Raw genomic sequence first — 20,845 nt, forward strand, 5'->3', positions numbered from 1 at the left:
ATTGTTCGAATATATTCGAACAATAGAAATATACCACTTTATATGTTATAGTGCAAATATCTTAACTTATACAAGTAGGTGAAATATGCGTACACTCTATCATCCAAATCGAGAAGAAATTCAATTTTCTTCTGTCTTATATGCACTTAGCGATCAAATTCGTTTACAAATTGTAAATATGTTACTAGAGAAAAATGAACAATCTTGTGGTGCTTTAAACATCCCTGTTGCAAAATCAACTTTATCTCACCATTTCAAAGTTTTACGTGAGTCAGGTGTTATGTACACGCGCCTTGAAGGAACACAACGTTTCATTTCAATTCGTGAAGAAGATTTAAATGCTAGATTCCCAGGTTTATTACAAGTTGTATTACATGCGACAGAGCCATATTAAAAAAACATCTCATATTCATATGAGATGTTTTTTTAATATGGCTATTCTTTTAATAAATCTATTAATCCATTCCCTTCAGATGTACGTTCGTACCCTAAAGGTACAGTTCTTTTAATGAGTTGTGCATATATTTCCGGCTCCGATAACTTTCGACCGTATTCTTTCTCACACTGTTTAATGAGCAAGGCGAGCGCTCCAGCAACATGCGGCGTCGCCATGGAAGTTCCACTTAGCACAGCATATTTTCCTTCTGGATACGTAGATAATATTTCATCACCTGGCGCTACTAGATCAATTTCTTGATTTGAATTACTAAAACATGCAATCTTCCGCTCTAAATTAACGGCACCAACTTCAATTACCTCGGAGTACGCACCCGGAAAGTCTAGTTCCTCTGTTTCATCATCGCAATCTCCATTATTTCCAGCAGCACATACAACGAGAACATCCTGCTTTACCGCATTTTGAATTGCTTCATGTAATTCTGGAACATCTTGCGGACCACCAAGTGACATTGAAATAATTCTCACTTTCTCTTGATTCGGCCCTCTCCAATTTACAGCATAATGAATTGCCTCAATAATTTGCTCATAACTTCCAGAACCATCTCCCGCTAAAACTTTTAATACTAACATTTTAGCAAGTGGTGCAACTCCTAATACACCGACACCATTTTCAGTCGCGGCAATCGTTCCCGCAACATGAGTACCATGTCCGTTATTATCAAGATACACATTTGGATCAGCTTCATAATCTTTTGTGAAATTTCTTCCGCCGATAATACGATCTTTTAAATCTATATGATTAGTATCACACCCTGTATCTAATACGGCAACGACTACATCTTGCCCCTTCACACTCTTTTCCCATACTTGCGGAGCGTGAATCAGTTGTACACCTGGTGGAATTTCATTTACTTGTTCTACCACCTTATTTACGGTAAACGGAATCAATTGTATACCTTTTTGTTTATTCACTGTACTACTCATCGTAATCCCTCCTGAAAATGTATTATTTTCATTTCAGACCACTTTTGAATACGTGTAAATGTAACATTCGTTTTATTCTTTTTGTTTTCCTTCTTTTCAAATATTTCTCAACATCATTTACTACCTCTATAATACTTCTTTATTTTCCCTATGATTTGTAGGAAGTAACAACCCGAGTCGTTCAACTAATAACCAAAATAAGAGGACCAATTAATGGTCCTCTTACAGTCTTTTAAAAGAATGATATGTATTTGAAAAATAATATAAATTAAGACTAAACCTCACTCTTGTTTAAAAACTTTTCTATTTCTTTTACTAAATATTCCGCTCCCTCTATGCCAACTGTAATATTTCCATTTGCTAATGTAATATTCTGCCCTGAAACATCACCTGTGATTTGGCAAGCATTGTAAGGTTGATATTTTTGTAAAATGATTTTATCTGCTTCTACAAAAATTTCAAGCGGTGATTTGATTTGTATTCCCAATACATCGCGTAATTCTTTAGGGATAACAATTCGTCCTAATTCGTCTACTTTTCGAATAACTCCTGTTGCTTTCATATTTCTCCCCCCTTACTCTCTATTAATTTTTTCACCTCGCTTTTTCCATTTTATCACTTTTTGACAATACTTGCCTCTTTTTAGAAAATTTTGTACTCGAGTTAAAAAAACACATTTAATGCATACGTAATCTCTCTTTCAATTGTTTTACATAACGGGATCTTATAAGTAAGAAGTATACAACTTGAATAACTATGAAAATACTTAATACAACTGTATTTTCTTTAAACAATGAGTACTCAAACATTTGCCCTAACGCCGTTAAGGCTACTGCTCCATGTAATGTTGCAACACCAATTGGAACGAAGAATAAAAGCGCCAATCGAATTGTAACTACCTTCGATAATTCCCTACTTGTCAATCCAACTTTACGAATCATTTCGAACAAACGAACATCATCCTCCAAATCGGAGAATAAACGGAAGTAAAGGAAACTTCCTGCGCAAACGAAAAATACTATACCAATAAAGAAACCTACAAATAAAATCGGTCCTGCAATTTGTAAACTTTGGTTTTGCTCGTACTCTTCCGCACTAAACGTTGAATATTCTTGATACGGTTTAATTTGATGCGTAAGCTCTTTACCAATTTCAATCTCATCTTTCGTTCTTTCAGTTTTATACATATAATCTTTTGTCTCTATAAACCCATCTTGTAATGAATCATATTGATTATTAGAGATTACATAAACATTTCCTCTTAATATTTTCCCCAATGAAGATGAAGTAACTTTTTTCACTTTTAAATTTTCATTCATATTAGGTAAAGTAATTTCTTTTCTTTCTTTCATCGTTGGCCCTGGTATATTAGCTGACAAAAATACAACTTCTTTATTTGCTACAGTATTAAATGGTTCTCCTGTTAACTTTGCATATTTCTTATAGTCTGATTCTTTTATAAAAATGGCGCTTCTTAACGACTGTTCCTCCGTTTTCTTTGTCGAAATATTAGTTTTTGAAGCTGCTATACTATGTTTCTTTAATCCTTTGTCAATCATTTGTATATGCTGTGATTCGTTACTATTCCCTTGCTTAGAATGGTAATGAAACGAAATCGGTCTCTCCATTATCCCTTTCGTCATGGATGCGAAGCCAACTAATGTCCCTATTGCGGAAAATGCTACAGTAGAAATAATGGTTACAATAAAGAACATTCTTGCGTTATCTCTCATGCGATACGCTAAATCTGATAACGTAATAATATTAGTCTGTGTCCAATAAAAACGTTTACTTTTTTTACATAATCGAATAATAAAGACACTCAGCTGCTTGTACAACAAATACGTCCCAATAATAACTACCGTTGTAACAGGAATCATCATAATAAATACCATTGCTCCATGTGATAGAAGAGCTCCTACATAGCCAGCACTAAGCAATACTACTGCTAATATGGAAGAAATGATTGATGCTTTCGGTTCAGGTTTCGCCTCTGCCGATCCTCTAAACAACTTCATAATCTTATTTTTACGAATCATTCCTGCACTAAACAATGATATGATCATAAATAAAATAAAAAACATAATACTCGTTACAACAATTGCTTTCATCGGTATGTAATAGGATAAGGAGATATCTAGTTTCAATATCATCGGAGCGACAAATAGTAATACCCCTGAAAATAACATACCTGAAAGAATACCAAAAATAATTGCCCCTATTCCAATCATAATATTTTCAAAAAAGATTAGACGCTTTAATTGATATTTCGTCATACCTAACATCATTAAAATCCCTAGTTCACGCTTTCTCGTTTTTAAAAACATTCCCATCGAATATAAAATAAAGAAGAATGTAAATAAGTAAATAATAGACTGTGCAAAAGACATACTTACGAATACGTACTGACCTAATTCTCCTGCACTTAATGCCGGATGAAACGCAAAAAATGAATACACAAAAAAGGCCATAATTGCAAATGCACTACTCAAAAAATAGGCTGAGTATGTCCGTCTATTTCGGGTTACATTCCGATATGCTAGTTCTCTAATGTTCATATTACTTCTCCGCCCTTCTACTATCTATGTTTTTATATTAGTAAAGTGCGGAAATACCTTCCATCGATTCAAATGACAAAAACCTTACATTTTTGAAAGGTTTAAAAAAATTGCTTATACGTAGTACTTTATTTATAATGACTACATTCATATTCATATTCATACACACATCCTATTGTATATTCGTTAATTTTGCGAAATAATAAAGGATAGAAGTATGTACCATTATACATATAAACTTAATTACCGCTTTAATATGAATAGGAGGAAACATAATGACATTACAAGAACAGATTATGAAAGCATTACATGTTCAGCCTGTAATTGATCCAAAAGTTGAAATTCGTAAACGAGTTGATTTCTTAAAGGATTATGTAAAAAAAACAGGTGCAAAAGGATTTGTACTTGGTATTAGCGGCGGACAAGACTCTACATTAGCAGGACGCTTAGCACAACTTGCAGTTGAAGAAATTCGTAACGAAGGTGGTAATGCAACGTTTATCGCCGTGCGTCTTCCTTATAAAGTACAAAAAGATGAAGATGATGCACAATTAGCATTACAATTCATTCAAGCAGATCAATCTGTTGCATTTGATATTGCTTCAACTGTTGATGCTTTTTCAAATCAATATGAAAACTTATTGGGTGAATCATTAACAGATTTCAATAAAGGTAACGTGAAAGCACGTATCCGTATGGTTACTCAATATGCAATTGGTGGACAAAAAGGGCTACTTGTTATCGGAACAGATCACGCTGCAGAAGCTGTAACAGGGTTCTTTACAAAATTCGGAGATGGTGGTGCAGATTTATTACCATTAACGGGATTAACGAAGCGCCAAGGACGTGCATTATTACAAGAGTTAGGTGCAGACGAGCGACTTTACTTAAAAATGCCAACAGCTGATTTATTAGATGAAAAACCAGGTCAAGCTGATGAAACAGAGTTAGGTATTACTTATGATCAATTAGATGATTATTTAGAAGGTAAAGCAGTTCCAGCTGACGTTGCAGAGAAAATTGAAAAACGTTACACAGTGAGTGAGCATAAAAGACAAGTACCAGCGTCAATGTTTGATGATTGGTGGAAATAAATTAAACATAAAAAAGAAGCTAATCTTCATTTAGCTTCTTTTTTATATGTTAACGATATACCCCTACTCTTTTCTCCAATAAATCTTGCAGGCAATCTTCATGTTGTTTACAAAATAACGGTGGCATGTCGTCTAACGGGAAAAACTTCAAATCCAGCGTTTCATCACCATCTACTTTTTTGTCACCTCCAACTATTGAGAATGAAAAGAACATCACAATTGACTGAGCCTTGTCTCCATTTGGATATGATTGAAAATATTTTGTATACACTCCAATAAGCTCATTTATTTCTACATCATACCCGGTTTCTTCTTTGATTTCTCGGATTGCAGTTTCCGCAGCTGATTCTCCTATCTCCATTGCACCACCTGGAAATCCCCAAGCGTTAAAGTCTCCTCTTTTTTGCAGTAATACTTCTTCTTCTTTATTAAATACACAACCACCGGCAAAGTTTAAGAAAACATAATCATGTCCTACTTTTTCACGTAATTCTTTTATATAATTGGCCATTCTCTTTCCCCTTTTCATACCTCTTCTATCGCTATTTCTTATCTTTTTCAAGCAATTCAATGATTCGATCTAGCTTCTGGTTCATATTAATTACGTGGTGTTTCTTTGCAGCACTGCTTTGTAATACTCTTCTAATAAACAAAGTAAATGATATGAAAAACAAAACGATAAGTCCGATTACTAAACAAGTATATATCAATGTAAAAATATTACTTTCGAACAAGTTCATTCCACATTCACATCCTTATCCATTTATTCTATCACACAATTCTTAATATTCAAAAGCAATCAATTAATAAAAAAAGCACCTTTTACAGATGCTTTTTCCCATTGCTTAATACGTAAATGTAATTGTCGCTAATGAATAACCCGCCAATGCACTGTAAGGCGCTACTTGATAAGACACACGCTTTGCACCTTTTGGCCAATTTATTTCATTTAATACTTTCTTTATATCTTGCATCGTTCCATCCATGGACTGCTTATATCGCACTTCTACTTTTTCTGGCTTGGCTGCAAACTGTTGCTGCAACTTTTTCTTAAATTCATTATAATTTTCTGCTCCGTATTCTGCAGATAAGTATTGTAAATTTGTTTCTTTTAACATCTGCTCATATACGACAGTTTTTGAGCTACCAGCTTTTATTTTATTTGTTAATTCACCAAAATAACTTGTAGTTGCCGCTGGATATTTGCTACGATCCCATTCATGATCTTTACTTAACTGTTCGTCAGACATATTAAAATATGAGTAAGTTACACGCCCTGCTTTATCTGGTACTGGATCATCAAATGTAGTATCTAGGTGATACCATTTGTTTTCAATGTTCACTAAATTCCACGCGTGAGCTTGTCCATTTCCTGTGCCTGTTACAATATGATTTTGAATACCTGCCTCTTTTAACAACTCATACGTTAATAATGTATATCCTTGGCAAACGGCAGAACGATTCGCTAATGCTTCATATGCTGTATACGCTTGATAAGACGTATCATAAGACACATGCTTAACAACGTAATCGTGAATAGCTTTTACTTTCTCATGCTCATCCATCCCTAGTTTTACAATTGATCCAACAATTGATTTCGCCTGAGCTTTTACATATTGAGTTTGTTCTTTTGATTCACGGTATTTTACTTGCAGTGTAAACGTATAGTCCCCTGGCATTCCTTTAATAGAATATCTAGTAGACGCTACATTATATTTTACATACTCATCAGCATCTACAATTTTATTAAACTCACCATACAATTGATCCATAATATTTCTAGCATTTCTATCTTTTGTTTTATATGTGATTGTAATATTCTCTTCTCGATTATCAATCTGTTTTTTTAATTCTTTTCTGAAATCATCTAATAACTTTACATCTGATTGTGCTGTCACTGTAGTCGGATTTGTAGCTGCATAAGATACAGATGACGCTTGTAAGCCTCCCATTACTATAGTTGAACAAAGTGCGGCAGCTGTCACATACTTACTTGTCTTTCCCATCTTGTCACTCCTTATATTCTATAACTATACGAAAAAGTATCGTATAGTTTCAGAGTATACAATACTTTTTCGTATAGGTCATATGAGATTATGCATATTAACTAATTCACATAAAAAGGTTGTTCTTTTTAAAAGAACAACCTTTTTTCATTAGCATGTTTGTAATACGCAGCATGTATTTTCAAAACGTTGATTTTTCAAATCTTCATTACTAATACAGAAATATAGCATCCCTAGTTCTCCCCAAACCATATTACAATTTTTATGATCTGAATCAATTTGGAATAAAAGAGTCATTTGCTGCGGGTCTACTCCCATATATTCTCCCGTCTCATATAACACTTCTTCTTGTACAGAGAATGGCTCACCAAACATTTGATGGTTATCGTAGTTATCCGGAATTAGCTCTTCAATTAATTGCAAGAAACGATCTGAATCAGCCTCATCTTCAATGAAAAGTTCTGGTAATTTGTATGTCAGTTCAAAAGTAATTGCACACTGGTTATATTTCGCTTGTACTTCATTTCCTCTTCGTAATTGCTCTACAGGAACATCATAATAAAGTACACCCCCAGCCTCTGTTAGCTTCACATTTTCTTCAAAATAATTTTCAATGCAAAAGAAATACAGCATCCCCGTCTTAGGAAGATTGTGATCCATACCAACGTTTTGTAAATCACTTAAGTTAAATTGCGCGATAAATTGTAGTGGATTTCCTTTATGCTTTGGATATTCAAATAAAGCTGGTAAATCAGGAACTCCTCCCATTTTCGAACTACCTATCGCAACAGTTTCCTGCTGCTTTGGCACAACTTTTATACAAGGAAATACAGTATTAATAAGTTCCTCTTTCAAGTGTGTTAGTTCATATTTATCAATTAATACTTCAATTTTTTTATTCATAAATTCTCCTTACATTTACATACTTATTTATATCATAGTACAAAGATTATACTTCATTCTTTACAAAATCAACAAGCCTCCAAAAAACGGGCTTATCCTTCGTACGCGAACAAGTTTAAAAAAGCATACTATACATTGTTCCTACAAACACGATAGTTCTTTAGTTCTTCCAGTACATTTTCCCCTCGTTCATTTTTATTTTTAATATAAGGAGGAATTCCACATGGGTTACGGATATAGTTGCGGCGGTTACGGCGGTAGCTGTGGTGGTTGTGGTTACGGAGGTTTCGCTTTATTAATCGTTTTATTCATCCTTCTAATCATCATCGGAGCTAGCTGTTGGGGCGGCTTTGTAGGCTGCTAGTAAACTTAAAAACCATTGTAAAAAAGCACGTACAATACGTGCTTTTTTGCCATTTCCAAATCTTTTATTTGAAAGGAAGTATGTTTAATGAAGATTGATGGTGTTTTTGAAGGAGGCGGTGTGCGCGGTATTGCGCATGTTGGGGCAATTTGCGCGTTAGCCGAAAAAGGTTATGAATGGGAACGTGTAGCTGGAACATCAGCTGGTGCAATTATCGCGGCACTTTTAGCTGCAGGATATTCTTGTTCAGAGCTAAAAACCATTATAACTGATATCGATTATAATAAATTTACGAAGAAAACCTTTATTGACAAAATCCCCTTTATCGGAAAAGGACTAAGTGCATGGACTACTCTAGGTATATACTCTAATGTATTTATAGAAGAATGGATTGAAGAATTACTTCGAAAAAAAGGTGTTCATTTATTTACTGATTTACCGGATCTAAACAAACTCAAAATCATCGCTTCTGATATTAGTAATGGTAAAATGGTTGTCTTTCCTGACGACTTACCAAACTATGGATTTTTAAATTATCGCTTCTCTATCGCTAAAGCGGTAAGAATGAGTAGTACAATCCCCTTCTTCTTTGAACCCGTAAAATGGAGAACTCCAAAATGGAAGCAGCCTTGTTATATGGTTGACGGAGGAATTCTAAGTAATTATCCAATTTGGATCTTCGATTCACCTACCGCTCCTCGCTGGCCGACTTTCGGATTTCATTTTGTAAAAGATGAGATTCAAGCTGACCCTGCTCACTATAACGAGCCTATTTCTATGTTCAAAGGACTATTTAAAACAATGATGCAAGCTCATGATTTACGTCATTTAGATAAGGAATCAAAAGCAAGAACAATTACAATTCCAACAGGAACGATTACAAGTACTAATTTTGAACTGACGAAGGAAGAAAAAGACTGGCTTTACAATTCTGGTTATAACTCTGCTAATAAATTTTTACAAGCTTGGAACTTTAGGCAATATATTGATGAGTATAGAAAAGGAAATCAAGACCGAAAGACAAATCGATTTTTTCGTCAACTTGACTCATAATATTATTACTTTGCGTATAAATACGAGAACGTTTAACAACTTAATAGTAAATAAGCCTAGTAAATTCTTATATTACTAGACTTATTTACTTCCTATATAATCTCATACATTGTTTAAGGATACGTTAAGCCTTCGGCTTCTTCTGCAGTTATAACTATGTAACGATTTCCCGTTCTTAATCCTAACAGTTCTGCTTTTTCAATCGCCTCTTGCTTCGTCTCCGCATAAGCAGCTAAATATTTTCCTCCATTGATCATTTGGCAAATTACATATTGTTTCATTACTTTCTCCTCTTACTTTTTCATTAGTTGTGCAAGTTTTTTTATACCTATTTCAATTTCTTCTAACGTTGCGTATGAATACGATAGGCGCAAAAATTGATTTGCACTTCTATCATATAAAGTACCTGGGTTTAATAAAACCTTTTCTTGCAGAGCTTTATCAAATAAACTGCGATATGAAATGGGTACTTTTATATGTACCCATATATAAAACCCGCCTGTTGGTTCATGCCAAGTTGCTATTTCACGAAGATATTTATCTAACATTAGTAACATAAAATCTCTTCGTTTTTTCAATTCACTTCTTACAAATCGCAAATGCTCATCATATAGACCATTTGTAAACCACTCTGCTGCAATTTGCTGGGATATAGTGCTTGAACCATAATCTGTTTGCATCTTTATGTCTGACAATCTTTGAATTACTGGCTCGGGTCCAACAATCCATCCAATTCTTAAACCTGGACTAATTACTTTGGACATGCTTCCAATATGTAGTACGATTCCATTTTTATCATAGGCCTTTAAAGGTTTCGAACTAGGTGCATCAAACCATAAGTCTTGATACACTGCGTCCTCTATAATAGGTAATCCAATTTCATTACATATTTCCATCACTTCTATTCGTTTCTTCGCATTCATACTAAAGTTCGTTGGATTATGAAAAGACGGGATTGTATATAAAATAGAGGCATTAAATTGCTTCTTATATTTCTTAATATATGATGTATGTAACCCGCTTTCATCCATTGGGATTCCAATTAAACGTACTCCTGCTGATTGAAAAACATTAAGCGAATATAAATAGGATGGTTTCTCTAATAAGATTGATGCCCCTTTCGAAAGAAGCCCCATAGAAATAAGTTGCAGCGCTTGAATTGCTCCTGAAACAATTAATATAGAGTCAGGAGATACATATACGCCATGCTCCTTTAAGTATTCGGAAATCTTTTCCCTTAAATAAAGATTTCCTTTCGGCTCTTCATACCCAAGCGTCACATTTGACTTTAAAAGGTTATTCATAATTTCTTTCATCTTTTTCTCAGGTAAGAGACTCGGCGCGAGCTCACCTGTTCCTAACCGAATTACATGTGGGTAAAATTCAGCTTGATTAATCTCTTGAATAGCTGGGAGATTCGGATAATGAAGTCCTGTTTCTACATAAGACTGCCAATTAGGCGGGGGTGCGTAAGTTGAAACATTCTCATTATTATTTACAACAATTGTTCCTTTCCTGCCATTCCCTTCAATATATCCCTTCGCAACTAGTTCATCGAAAGCCATTACAATTGTGCTTCGATTCACACCAAATGTATGGGCCAAATCTCTTTGTGAAGGTAATTTCGTTCCAACGGTCCATTCTCCATTAACGATCCTTTCTTTTATATACGTTTCTATTTGTTTATACAGCGGCGTCGCTAGAGACATATCCGGTTTCCAAACGAATCTTTCCATCATATCACCTTATATTCTTTTTGGTTGGTAACCTCCCCAACCATATGGATGGATACAAATTTTCATTTCTTCTATACAATATACACTATCATAATGAATTAAAATAGGAGGTAATATGATGAGTGAAGCAATTATTCATGGTATCATTCTTGCATTTGGACTTATCATTCCATTAGGTGTACAAAATGTTTTTGTCTTTAACCAAGGTGCGAGCCAACCAAACATTTGGAGGGCAGCCCCTGTAGTATTAACTGCCTCTATATGTGATACGTTACTCATATTGATTGCAGTGCAAGGTGTCTCCCTTGTACTCCTTACTTTTTCTTGGCTAACTAACTCATTATATATAATTGGATTTTTCTTTCTCCTATACATGGGCTTTGTTATTTGGAGAAGTAGCCCTTCCAACGATGTAACACAAGAAAAAAGTATGCCCTTAAAAAAGCAAATCCTTTTCGCAGCATCAGTTTCGTTATTAAATCCACATGCTATTTTAGACACAATCGGTGTAATTGGAACAAATTCTATTCAATACATAGGAAGTGAAAAATGGGCTTTCACACTTGCAACTATTATCGTTTCTTGGATTTGGTTTATAAGCTTAGCTTTAGCGGGGAAATTTCTAAAAAGACTAGACTCAACCGGAAAGACAATTTTATTATTAAATAAATTTTCTGGTCTCATCATATGGGGTGTCGCACTTTATATGTTAAAACAAGTTATTTATTCTTAATGAACGAAAGAGAATTGCATGTTACTCAAAACATCATGCAATTCTCTTACAAATTATGAAGTAGGTTCCGGTTTCTGTTTTACCGCCTTTGCATCCTTTGCTGGTTTAATCCAAATGATTGCTATGACAGCACCAATGGCAGCGAAAATACTAGTCAAATAAAACACTTCATGGTCCGCCCCTTTCATGAAAAAAGAATATAAAGGTGGTCCAGCTGCTACACCGATAAATCGCATTGAACTGTAAAATGACGTAACTGTTCCCCTTTGCTCCTTTTCAATTCCTTGTGTAATGAGGGCATCTAAACATGGGAGTGCCATACCAATCCCTATCCCCATAATAACGAGACAAAGAAGTAGTAAATAAATCCCTTTTATAAATAAAGGAATGATGACTGATGCAGCTGCCATTAAAAACCCAATATAGATACACTTCTTCATAACATTTTGATTATCTCCAATTTTTTTACCGGCCATATATGAACTAAGTGACAGTACAAGTAACGGGATAGCAAGCACACACCCTTTCCATATACCATGAATGTCATACTTTGATTCCAGTATAGTCGACAAATAAAAGAGAATTCCGAATAAAATAAGCATAATAATTGCACCTAATGCAAAAATGGCAATTAACCATCTTCCTTTTTCTCGAAACGTAGACAGAATAGATTTTATAAACTCTTTAAGTGGTGGTACTTCTCCTTCTTGTTTCTTTGCCTTTACTAGAACAAGTAATAAAACAATTGATACTACGCATAAAATTGGAATCGCCCAAAATGGTAAGAACCATACAACGGCAGCAAGAGCAGACCCTAAAATAGGGCTCAGCACTTTCCCAAATGTATTGGATGTTTCTATGATTCCTAAACCTGTACTAACTTGTTTTTCGTCTTTGTATAAATCACCAACACACGGTATAACAACTGGCATTGCACCAGCAGCACCAATACCTTGAATCGCTCTACCAATCAATATCCAATTGTAGGGATTATCAACTTTCCAAGATACCCAACCAGTTATCGCTCCTCCTATAGCTGCAATCAGCAAACTCGGAACCATTACCATCTTTCGTCCCCATCTATCTGATAAATAACCAGCAATCGGTATAAGTAGAATGGCTACGATAGAGTAAATTGTAATAATCATGGATACTTGAAACGATGAAATATGTAATTTCTTTTCAATAGTCGGCAGAATTGGGATGAGCATTGAATTCCCTAATGTCATAACAAGTGGAACTGATGCAAGCGCAATTAAACAACAGTTTTCTTTTTTTAACATGTTGGCTTCGAAACCTTTCATCATATATTTCTTACCATATAATAGCCCCGCTGGAACGTAACTTTTCATTCCACCAGGGCTATTACATCTTTACTACTTCCCATTCACAACAAAAGAAATTGGGGAAATTATAGTATTATTCCTATTCTTTGAATCCAGTTCACAATATATCCATACCAATTAATTGAAAAAAAAGAAAGGAAGAATCCTTCCTTTCTCCTATAACCTTCTACAATTAGCGAGTATATCCGCCACCAAGTTGTTGTTCTGCCATCGCTACAAGGCGTTTTGTAATTTCACCGCCTACAGAACCGTTTGCACGTGAAGAAGTATCAGCGCCAAGTTGTACACCAAACTCTTGTGCAATTTCATATTTCATTTGATCTAAAGCTGCTTGTGCTCCATGTGATGCTAATTGATTAGAATTACGATTTCTAGCCATTACCAATCACCTCCTTATTTATATATAAATTGTGTTAAATTCAAATTAAAATACATGGAAATTTTTGGTTATTTTTTACCATAAAAAAAGAGCCTCTAAAACGAGACTCTCACATCATTTCACATTACGAAGTTACTACTTCTAATTTTCTATTTATTAATACTTTCATTTCTTCTTTTAATATCTCTTTTGCATTATGTCCAAACCATTCTAAGGAAGCAAAAAGATCCGTACCTCTCACTTCCTGAATAATCTCATCATAATTTACAATACCTTCAAATAACGGAACCATACCAATACGACTTCCTGCTGCAGCATATACATTATTAGGTTCAAACACATGCAAATAATCCGCTGAAGATATATTCTTAAAATGGTAATGTAGTGTCCACGGCTTTAATCGATGGAAACTGTCTATTGGATCTGCGCCAGACTCCCATATATGGAGAAAATCAAGATTTATTTTTAAATTCGGATGATTTACTTCTTCTAATAGTTCTATAGTAGAAGGCAATGTGTCTGTTAGTGTATTGGGATGTGTTTCTAACAGCACATACATATTGTGCTGAGCAAACACATCACAAATCTTACGTATTCGCTTTACATACTCTTTTCTCTCTTGTTCCGAGAAGTCCTTGCTCCCTTTTTGCCCAGCAAACGTGCGAATTTTATTCGTATTAAACCAATTAGCTAGTACTACAAGTTGTTCACTTTTCTCTATCGTTTTTTCAAAATCTGCTGATAATGATATATCTAAGTAATCACTTATCATCGTAATTTCTAAGTTTTTATCCTTTAGAAAAGTCAATTCTCGTTCTGTCGTTTCGCGTTCTTGTATATACAAATTTTGTGCATGAGTCCCCCACAATTCAATTCCTTCAAAACCGTTTTCATATGCAAATTGAACAATATCAGTAAATGAAATTAATTGATGACGAAATGAAATGGTACATAGCGAATATTTCATAGCATTAAACTCCCCTATCTTAAATTCAGTTAGCTTATTAAAAAGTTGCGACAGACTGATTTGTTTTCATACCTTTCCATGATAGAAACTGTCTCTCTAATTCCTTCTTAATTTGCAGTTCAATTGCATTCATTTCATCCAGTTTTTCAATAATCGATACTAGCATACCTTTATTATTCGTCATTGCCATTTTAATTGCACGATACTGTACATTTGTAAATCCTTGTACAATATCCTCTACCCGATCACACCAATAATCAAATTCTTGCTCCGAATATTGCAACGTTTCACGGAAGTATGCAAAGGCATGCTCATAACTATATTTACGAATTGCAAGTACTGGTATTTGTTTTACTGCTGCTACAAGACCAGAAAGCGCATATCCTTCTTCCTCATTTGCCATTTTTACAATTAAATTTTTCAGTTCCATAGTCAGTTCATTGTCGTTCTTTTTGAATGTTTCTGTGAAATAACTAGCTACTGTTTCTTGCGTTGGCTCCCCAATTCCTTCTATATCAATGAAATAACCTCCACCAAATGGGTTATCTTGAATAGAGTGAAGTACTTTTTCTCTTTCCATATTTCCTTCCCAACGAAAATCAGGATCTAGCATGAACCACTCTTCTTCTTTCTCTGTTTTTGATATCATTAAATAATGTGGAAACGGTTTTTGATGAAATTTATTTTCCCTCTCTGGTAATAGAGACATATCAACCATTACAATGACATAACGATTTTCCGGCTTGTTTTCTACTAATTCTAAAAACGTTTCTACATTGCTATCTTTATCTTTTGCATGATCATACCATTCGTTTACTTTAATACCGTACAATTTTTCAAACCAAAGTAAATAATGATCATGGTTAATGTTTTCAGAGTGATATGAAATAATTCCGCCTTCTGTTATATCAAAATCTCCATCCCATAGTCCAAAATAAAATGGACGAAAATCAATGTCGCTACGCCTTTTTATAATTTCACAAAAACAACTCACTAAACAGTGCACTTTTATTGAAGTCATACTCTCATCCACTTTCCTAAAGGTTAGTTATTCACATTTACTTCTTGTAACTCCTCCATAAAATCAAGCAAAGATCCTACAGTAAGAAATGCCTTTGGATCTACCTCATCCTCTGGAACGCATAGCTTTATATCCATTTCTATGTATACAATAAGCTGTAACATCATTACCGAATCTATATATAAATCTTGATTTAAGCGCATCGTTTCTTCTAAATGCGTTACATTTTTCAGTTCCATTTTTTCTATCATAATTTTTAACACGGCATTCTTTAACGCTTCCCGTCTCATGTTGTAACCTCTCCCATCTCTAGTAACTTTCTACTTACTTTTCCAGTTTTATTTTTAGGAATTTCATTTACACTTTCAATTTCATGGGGAACTTTATAAGAAGGTAAGTGCTGAATACACCATTCTCTTATTTGTACTGGATCAACATGAGAGATCACTTTCGCTTTAACTATTTCGCCCATGACAGGATGTTTCCCTCGATATACAATTGCCTCTTGAACACCTTCCAATCGAAGCATCGTTTCTTCTACCTCTATAGGAAAGACTTTTAATCCCGAAACATTAATTACATCGTCCATACGCCCCATAAAATGAATGCCACGCTCAGATTTATACCCTAAATCTTTCGTGAAGATTTCCTTATCATTCATTTTCACGACGATTTCTTCCGGTGCATTTTCATCTGAACCTATGCTTATACTCGCATGAGGTAGAGGGTTTCCTAAATCTAAATGGCTCTTCATATCATGACATATACTAATACAACCTGCTTCAGAACAACCGTATTGCTGCATCATATATGTTGTCATTTCTTTTAGTTTATAAAATAGTGCTTCTGGCAAGGGCGATCCTGATGTCATAATTTTATGAAACTGGAACGTTCCTAATGGAAAACTCCCCATAATGTGTAACATAAGTGGTACTGCATATATAATATGTTTCTCTGTATTGCGAACTATATTTAATGCGAATTTAGGATTTTTATTCGTAATGATTACAGGCTGGCTCCCCCTCTTAATTGCTGATAAAGTACCACATATTAGTCCGTATGAATGTGAAACAGGAGCGATAACGATTGGCACTTCATCTACTTCACAGTTTAAAGCTTCATTATAAGCGGTAATTTCCGTATCAACTTCCGTCCATGCTCTACGAATTAGTTTCGGTTCCCCTGTAGTTCCAGAACTATATTGCAATAAAGAAGGCTCTTCTAGTAAAAAGTTCCCTACTTCTAATTTTGTAAAATCGCCATATTCTCCATATAAAATTCCTACACAATTTGCACGCTTTGCCATTTCAATAGCTGTTTCTTTTGGTGTATCTTCATGTATAAGTAATACTGATGATTTCTTTTCTTTTAAGAAAAACACAATCGTAATAATATCGAATGGATCTTTCAGACAAAGTGCAAATCTATTTCCTTCTGCTTCTTTAAATTGTTCCATTTCCTCATAAACTTGTAATCTCGATTCAAAATCACTTTTGCTATACTCTTGTTTATTAACGATTAGCATAATTTCCCCCTGTAACAGCTGATTTTTGTTTCATAAGTTGTCTTACTCTATACAATGGATTTGGAACTTCATGAACAAGCGATTCCAGATCCATATATAATCGACGTTTCGTTAATTGTTCAGCATAGAATGTAGGTTTATATAATTGAATATTTTCAAATCTACCTTTCAAATGTGGATATATTCTTAAATGATTTTCAATTTCTTCAACAACCATCATCCAAAAATGTTCTTCTTTCAATCCATATTCATCCGCAAGTACGAATGCTAATTCTCCTAAATTAAACAGGAATAGTGCATCTAACACCATCTCTTGCAAACATTCAATGCGATCCATTTCAAAGAAATCATTCATTTTTCCATTCGCATATGTTTTATGCATTTTAGTAAAGTCGGGACATTTGTCAACCGTTTTCAAATATGGACGATAAAACTCAAGCCCTTCATGAAAATCCTTTAACGCAATACGAACAGGCACCCCTTCTTTATGGACTAGAATCATATTTTGTCCATGTGATTCCAGTGCGATGCCATGCTCTACAACAAGATGTATAACTGGTATTATCGCTTTTTGAATAAGTAATTGTAGCCAATCCTTCATTCCATATTTATTCAACCACGCATCAATAATTGGTGTACCATTTTTCTCTTTAGCGTATAAACCATTAAAAGGAATTGCATCTTCTTGTGCATCTAAATACTTATGAATGCTTTCGCGCCAAATACATCCTAATGAACCATATATAGCTTTTTTATTCGTGTCATACGTTACACTGGAAAACTCATTTAACAAGATTAAACGTGCTTCATCCATTAAATAGGCGTCATTACTTACAACATCATTTAACCAATTTGATATTGCTGGTGCACTCACAACAGAGTATGGTTTCAGCGTACGAAGTGTTGAAGTGTTGAGTAAATTCATCGATAATTTAACGTACGGTTTCTTTGGACTCGTAATATTTCTTAATGTTCTCATTGACTGTTGCGCGCAATAATCGTCCTCAGATGTTCCTAAATAAATAATAAATTTCCCCTGTATATGATCCGCATAATTTGAAATGATGAAATTCACCCACTGCCATGGGTGAACAGGTATAAACACGTACTGTTTTGGATTACATCCCTTATTACGAATTCGTTCCATAAACTCTTCTAATTTACGATCGCCAATCTCCTCTTTTAAAAGGTTGTTATACATCACTTCATTCTCATAACCTACAGTCGCATAATTCTTATGCGCTGCAATCCATATGAGTTTTATTGGCTGCATAAATTCATAACCATATTGAAAATTGTCACGATATTGAAATCCAACACGTGCTTTATAACTAGGATGATATGGATGGCCGTCTATTAAATGGCTTTCGAACTCATCGTAAGATTTTTGAGTATATTCTCTCTTATTATTTCTTTCATATTGTGCAATCGTGTCTTTAAATATTGTTTGTTCTAATTCGTGTATAAAAGAATCTAATTTAGCTTGTTCTACACTAGTAACCCGAAAAACTTCTTCTAGAAATTGCGAGACAGATTGTATTTCTTGCTGTTCATCTTGAACTCTTACTATTAATGAGTCTAACGAAATACGTCCAAATGTCATCCGTTCCCTGCCATAGCATTTGTACGTGACACTTTTGCCTTCTTCATCAAGTCCTTGTATTAGAAAAAGAAGTTGTTCTTCTTTTTCTATGCGAACCGGTGTAATAATCCCCTCATAAATTAACGATTCTACTAATTGACGTAGCACTCTTCTTCGTACTGAAATGTAATCTTCTGATTCGAGCGCCTTCAATACTTTCGTATGATACATGTCCACTCTCATAAAACCCTCCACCTTATGACAAAATACCATTATTTGTATTACGTGAAATTTTAACGTTATTTATGAACGAACAGCCACTTCTCTAACGAGTGGATTATGTACTTGCACATAAATAGCTTGCTCCAATGGATTACTTAACTCATCGACATCGAAAAATCTCGTTAGTAAATTTGCTTTACACGCTAACTTATCTTCGTCCAATAATTCTCTTAAAAATGTAGAAGGTTCCCGGTTATATGGAAGGAATGATTCAAGTACAGACCTTAATTCCGAGAGAAGAATTTCCTCCTTAATTAATCCTGCTGTGCCAAAACCATTAATGAGGCCAAACATATGATTGAAAATTAAGTAGTAACGAAATCTCTCATCCACAATATAGTCGTCATATAAATTTCCAGTACGTTCTCCAATACCAGCTAATTCATTATTAAGCATCTCTTTCATTGAATTACAGAAATAAAATCCTTGATTATCACGGAAATAATATTTGACCGGATAACCATCTTTTAGCTGAACAACGCTATTTTGCTGATGAGCTTCTAATGCAACACCATACTGTAAATACATCCATACCATTGGCTTTAAAGAAATATTCATATATCGTCTAAACCACTCTAAGCTTACTTCTTCACAGCTTTTACTTTCTAAATCTGCTAGGCGATGAATAATATTCGATAACCGCGTACGCTCCCCAGGTATAGCGTCTTGAACTAGCCCAGCAATTAATGTTGCGTCGTTTGCATGTTCACTATAAAAAGGATTCTCACGAATAATCACTTCAAATCCAGATTCTTGTGTTCCATAATTTAATGTAATAAAGGCTGGATCACAAATAAAATCAAATCCTGGAAATCTTTCTCGTACTTCACCAATAGCCGTATTTAACATTTCCTTCCCTTCAAGACCACTCTCAAGTTCTTTCAGTTTATTAATACGCATTGAATTCGTTACTTTCACCGGAAATGAAAACTTAAGCATATACTTCGAATTGGGATGATATAGCGTCCTTAGTGATGATGTTGCCATATAATACTTACCTACAGGACCAATATACTCAAGCAATTCTTGAATTATCCAATCTTGTACGTAAGCTTGATGCAAGAGCCATTCTGCCTGAAGCGGATGAATTGGAATTAATGCATATTGATCTTCCTTACAGTACTTCGCTATAAATTCCTTACTAACCATCTCATCATTACTTAATTCTTCTTTTATAATCGTTGTTGTAGAATCTGATAATAATGATTTTTCATTTACTATACTTTTATGTGCCCGAAAATAATGAAGCTGACATTCCCCTTTTAATTCTGGAGAATACATTGCACTTTTCCAATCCAATATCCCCTGTCTACTCTTTGGTGTAGGATGAGTTAAATGCCCAAATAATAAAGACTGCTCCGCTTCTATAAAAGTTGTATGGAAACCGTATAATGCGGATGTATCTTCTATTCTCTCTTTTGTAAATTACTCAATATTTTGACAACTACGGATAACTCGAAGCATAAGTTCCGCAGGATTCGTTCCTTCTCCGTAGTTGATCGACATCTCTTTTATTAAAAACGTAATAACTGTAACGTAATCTGCTGTAATAACGGAATTACTATCTCCAATTTGATAATAAAATTGTTCTCCAAACAAATGGCGATCTGTTGATGATTTATATATAACTTCTCCATACAAAGTAACGTTCTGTGCCGATAGCCGACAACATAAATATGTGGGGACTGTATCTCTATTCAACGTATTACTGAAGATACTTTTCATTCTTTCATCCTCTGTAATCCATTCTCCACTCCCTGTTTCTCTTAAATAACAGTTTAAAAAGCTTTGTAATGTTGCATGTTCTGCGATTTGTTTCGCATGCTGCATGTTGGTCCTGCTACTAAAAATATAGATAAATGTACATTCTTAGAGTATTCCTGCTTCTACGTGTCCTGTCTCGCCAATCACTC

The 20,845-nt window shown here is 34.5% G+C and carries 21 protein-coding genes and 1 pseudogene; 5 read left to right on the forward strand and 17 right to left on the reverse strand.

The genetic code is table 11. From position 1 onward, the window contains the following. Positions 1–85: 85 nt before the first annotated feature. Positions 86–394 (forward strand): ArsR/SmtB family transcription factor, encoded by a 309-nt coding sequence (locus tag QCI79_RS02880; RefSeq protein ID WP_001259906.1) that lies wholly within the window; start codon positions 86–88, stop codon positions 392–394. Between the two features lie 41 nt (positions 395–435). On the opposite strand, the gene QCI79_RS02885 is transcribed toward QCI79_RS02880, so the two are convergent. From QCI79_RS02885 to QCI79_RS02895, 3 genes are all read right to left on the reverse strand, one after another. After that, positions 436–1,383 (reverse strand): serine protease, encoded by a 948-nt coding sequence (locus QCI79_RS02885; RefSeq protein WP_000099756.1) that lies wholly within the window; start codon positions 1,381–1,383, stop codon positions 436–438. Between the two features lie 274 nt (positions 1,384–1,657). Further along, positions 1,658–1,945, reverse strand: a complete 288-nt coding sequence (locus QCI79_RS02890; RefSeq protein ID WP_000648325.1) for an AbrB/MazE/SpoVT family DNA-binding domain-containing protein — start codon at positions 1,943–1,945, stop codon at positions 1,658–1,660. Positions 1,946–2,060: 115 nt separating this feature from the next. Further along, entirely contained in the window at positions 2,061–3,941 is a 1,881-nt protein-coding gene (locus QCI79_RS02895) for an FtsX-like permease family protein (protein WP_001026002.1), read from the reverse strand. A 275-nt stretch (positions 3,942–4,216) separates the two neighbouring features. Between QCI79_RS02895 and nadE the strand changes: the two genes are divergently transcribed. Further along, complete coding sequence (gene nadE, locus QCI79_RS02900; RefSeq protein WP_000174901.1) at positions 4,217–5,035, forward strand: ammonia-dependent NAD(+) synthetase; 819 nt, start codon at positions 4,217–4,219, stop codon at positions 5,033–5,035. Positions 5,036–5,084: 49 nt separating this feature from the next. On the opposite strand, the gene QCI79_RS02905 is transcribed toward nadE, so the two are convergent. From QCI79_RS02905 to QCI79_RS02920, 4 genes are all read right to left on the reverse strand, one after another. Then, positions 5,085–5,546, reverse strand: a complete 462-nt coding sequence (locus tag QCI79_RS02905) for an NUDIX hydrolase (RefSeq protein WP_021728400.1) — start codon at positions 5,544–5,546, stop codon at positions 5,085–5,087. A 31-nt stretch (positions 5,547–5,577) separates the two neighbouring features. Then, positions 5,578–5,775 (reverse strand): DUF4083 domain-containing protein, encoded by a 198-nt coding sequence (locus QCI79_RS02910; RefSeq protein ID WP_001048102.1) that lies wholly within the window; start codon positions 5,773–5,775, stop codon positions 5,578–5,580. Between the two features lie 105 nt (positions 5,776–5,880). Next, a complete protein-coding gene (locus QCI79_RS02915; RefSeq protein ID WP_000520856.1) occupies positions 5,881–7,041 on the reverse strand; it encodes a transglutaminase domain-containing protein in 1,161 nt (386 codons plus the stop codon). Positions 7,042–7,191: 150 nt separating this feature from the next. Next, a complete protein-coding gene (locus QCI79_RS02920) occupies positions 7,192–7,944 on the reverse strand; it encodes a YwqG family protein (RefSeq protein ID WP_021728401.1) in 753 nt (250 codons plus the stop codon). Between the two features lie 223 nt (positions 7,945–8,167). Here QCI79_RS02920 and QCI79_RS02925 point away from each other — a divergent pair, with 223 nt between their 5' ends. Together QCI79_RS02925 and QCI79_RS02930 are read left to right on the forward strand one after the other, a co-directional pair. Beyond that, entirely contained in the window at positions 8,168–8,308 is a 141-nt protein-coding gene (locus QCI79_RS02925; protein ID WP_000540423.1) for a YjcZ family sporulation protein, read from the forward strand. A gap of 87 nt (positions 8,309–8,395) precedes the next feature. Further along, complete coding sequence (locus QCI79_RS02930; protein WP_000686789.1) at positions 8,396–9,361, forward strand: patatin-like phospholipase family protein; 966 nt, start codon at positions 8,396–8,398, stop codon at positions 9,359–9,361. A 113-nt stretch (positions 9,362–9,474) separates the two neighbouring features. Here the strand turns inward: QCI79_RS02930 and QCI79_RS02935 are convergent, their stop codons facing one another. Further along, positions 9,475–9,642 carry a DUF3933 family protein gene (locus QCI79_RS02935; protein ID WP_000816391.1) on the reverse strand — a complete coding sequence of 56 codons (168 nt, stop codon included), beginning with the start codon at positions 9,640–9,642 and terminating at the stop codon, positions 9,475–9,477. Between the two features lie 12 nt (positions 9,643–9,654). After that, the gene (locus QCI79_RS02940; protein ID WP_000439399.1) at positions 9,655–11,097 is read right to left on the reverse strand and encodes an aminotransferase-like domain-containing protein; all 1,443 of its coding nucleotides are present in this window, start codon (positions 11,095–11,097) and stop codon (positions 9,655–9,657) included. 118 nt (positions 11,098–11,215) lie between these two features. On the opposite strand from QCI79_RS02940, the gene QCI79_RS02945 reads away from it, so the two are divergent. After that, a complete protein-coding gene (locus QCI79_RS02945) occupies positions 11,216–11,830 on the forward strand; it encodes a LysE/ArgO family amino acid transporter (RefSeq protein WP_001287305.1) in 615 nt (204 codons plus the stop codon). A gap of 53 nt (positions 11,831–11,883) precedes the next feature. On the opposite strand, the gene bcbE is transcribed toward QCI79_RS02945, so the two are convergent. The 8 genes and pseudogenes from bcbE to QCI79_RS02985 all read right to left on the reverse strand — a co-directional run bounded on the left by bcbE (position 11,884) and on the right by QCI79_RS02985 (position 20,762). Next, entirely contained in the window at positions 11,884–13,113 is a 1,230-nt protein-coding gene (bcbE, locus tag QCI79_RS02950) for a bacillibactin exporter BcbE (protein WP_033667350.1), read from the reverse strand. 235 nt (positions 13,114–13,348) lie between these two features. Next, a complete protein-coding gene (locus QCI79_RS02955) occupies positions 13,349–13,555 on the reverse strand; it encodes an alpha/beta-type small acid-soluble spore protein (RefSeq protein ID WP_000113545.1) in 207 nt (68 codons plus the stop codon). A gap of 124 nt (positions 13,556–13,679) precedes the next feature. After that, positions 13,680–14,522 (reverse strand): sugar phosphate isomerase/epimerase family protein, encoded by an 843-nt coding sequence (locus QCI79_RS02960; RefSeq protein WP_000877670.1) that lies wholly within the window; start codon positions 14,520–14,522, stop codon positions 13,680–13,682. Positions 14,523–14,559: 37 nt separating this feature from the next. After that, positions 14,560–15,543, reverse strand: a complete 984-nt coding sequence (locus tag QCI79_RS02965; RefSeq protein WP_000200704.1) for a DUF6005 family protein — start codon at positions 15,541–15,543, stop codon at positions 14,560–14,562. 23 nt (positions 15,544–15,566) lie between these two features. Then, positions 15,567–15,833 (reverse strand): petrobactin biosynthesis protein AsbD, encoded by a 267-nt coding sequence (gene asbD, locus QCI79_RS02970; RefSeq protein ID WP_001250558.1) that lies wholly within the window; start codon positions 15,831–15,833, stop codon positions 15,567–15,569. Next, positions 15,830–17,068, reverse strand: coding sequence for an AMP-binding protein (locus QCI79_RS02975; RefSeq protein WP_021728402.1), 1,239 nt, complete (start codon positions 17,066–17,068; stop codon positions 15,830–15,832). The genes asbD and QCI79_RS02975 overlap by 4 nt, the downstream gene beginning before the upstream one ends. Further along, the gene (locus QCI79_RS02980; protein WP_023901485.1) at positions 17,055–18,893 is read right to left on the reverse strand and encodes an IucA/IucC family protein; all 1,839 of its coding nucleotides are present in this window, start codon (positions 18,891–18,893) and stop codon (positions 17,055–17,057) included. The genes QCI79_RS02975 and QCI79_RS02980 overlap by 14 nt, the downstream gene beginning before the upstream one ends. Positions 18,894–18,953: 60 nt before the next feature. Continuing rightward, positions 18,954–20,762, reverse strand: a pseudogene (locus QCI79_RS02985) (IucA/IucC family protein). Positions 20,763–20,845 lie beyond the last annotated feature (83 nt).

The sequence above is a fragment of the Bacillus cereus group sp. MG1 genome, assembly GCF_040460035.1.
Classification (GTDB): Bacteria; Bacillota; Bacilli; order Bacillales; family Bacillaceae_G; genus Bacillus_A; species Bacillus_A cereus.

Excerpts from the sequence above, each read along its gene's own strand:
- QCI79_RS02880 (WP_001259906.1), top strand. The coding sequence starts at position 86 with ATGCGTACACTCTATCATCCAAATCGAGAAGAAATTCAATTTTCTTCT.
- QCI79_RS02885 (WP_000099756.1), bottom strand. The coding sequence starts at position 1,383 with ATGAGTAGTACAGTGAATAAACAAAAAGGTATACAATTGATTCCGTTT.
- QCI79_RS02890 (WP_000648325.1), bottom strand. The coding sequence starts at position 1,945 with ATGAAAGCAACAGGAGTTATTCGAAAAGTAGACGAATTAGGACGAATT.
- QCI79_RS02895 (WP_001026002.1), bottom strand. The coding sequence starts at position 3,941 with ATGAACATTAGAGAACTAGCATATCGGAATGTAACCCGAAATAGACGG.
- nadE (WP_000174901.1), top strand. The coding sequence starts at position 4,217 with ATGACATTACAAGAACAGATTATGAAAGCATTACATGTTCAGCCTGTA.
- QCI79_RS02905 (WP_021728400.1), bottom strand. The coding sequence starts at position 5,546 with ATGGCCAATTATATAAAAGAATTACGTGAAAAAGTAGGACATGATTAT.
- QCI79_RS02910 (WP_001048102.1), bottom strand. The coding sequence starts at position 5,775 with ATGAACTTGTTCGAAAGTAATATTTTTACATTGATATATACTTGTTTA.
- QCI79_RS02915 (WP_000520856.1), bottom strand. The coding sequence starts at position 7,041 with ATGGGAAAGACAAGTAAGTATGTGACAGCTGCCGCACTTTGTTCAACT.
- QCI79_RS02920 (WP_021728401.1), bottom strand. The coding sequence starts at position 7,944 with ATGAATAAAAAAATTGAAGTATTAATTGATAAATATGAACTAACACAC.
- QCI79_RS02925 (WP_000540423.1), top strand. The coding sequence starts at position 8,168 with ATGGGTTACGGATATAGTTGCGGCGGTTACGGCGGTAGCTGTGGTGGT.
- QCI79_RS02930 (WP_000686789.1), top strand. The coding sequence starts at position 8,396 with ATGAAGATTGATGGTGTTTTTGAAGGAGGCGGTGTGCGCGGTATTGCG.
- QCI79_RS02935 (WP_000816391.1), bottom strand. The coding sequence starts at position 9,642 with ATGAAACAATATGTAATTTGCCAAATGATCAATGGAGGAAAATATTTA.
- QCI79_RS02940 (WP_000439399.1), bottom strand. The coding sequence starts at position 11,097 with ATGGAAAGATTCGTTTGGAAACCGGATATGTCTCTAGCGACGCCGCTG.
- QCI79_RS02945 (WP_001287305.1), top strand. The coding sequence starts at position 11,216 with ATGAGTGAAGCAATTATTCATGGTATCATTCTTGCATTTGGACTTATC.
- bcbE (WP_033667350.1), bottom strand. The coding sequence starts at position 13,113 with ATGTTAAAAAAAGAAAACTGTTGTTTAATTGCGCTTGCATCAGTTCCA.
- QCI79_RS02955 (WP_000113545.1), bottom strand. The coding sequence starts at position 13,555 with ATGGCTAGAAATCGTAATTCTAATCAATTAGCATCACATGGAGCACAA.
- QCI79_RS02960 (WP_000877670.1), bottom strand. The coding sequence starts at position 14,522 with ATGAAATATTCGCTATGTACCATTTCATTTCGTCATCAATTAATTTCA.
- QCI79_RS02965 (WP_000200704.1), bottom strand. The coding sequence starts at position 15,543 with ATGACTTCAATAAAAGTGCACTGTTTAGTGAGTTGTTTTTGTGAAATT.
- asbD (WP_001250558.1), bottom strand. The coding sequence starts at position 15,833 with ATGAGACGGGAAGCGTTAAAGAATGCCGTGTTAAAAATTATGATAGAA.
- QCI79_RS02975 (WP_021728402.1), bottom strand. The coding sequence starts at position 17,068 with ATGCTAATCGTTAATAAACAAGAGTATAGCAAAAGTGATTTTGAATCG.
- QCI79_RS02980 (WP_023901485.1), bottom strand. The coding sequence starts at position 18,893 with ATGAGAGTGGACATGTATCATACGAAAGTATTGAAGGCGCTCGAATCA.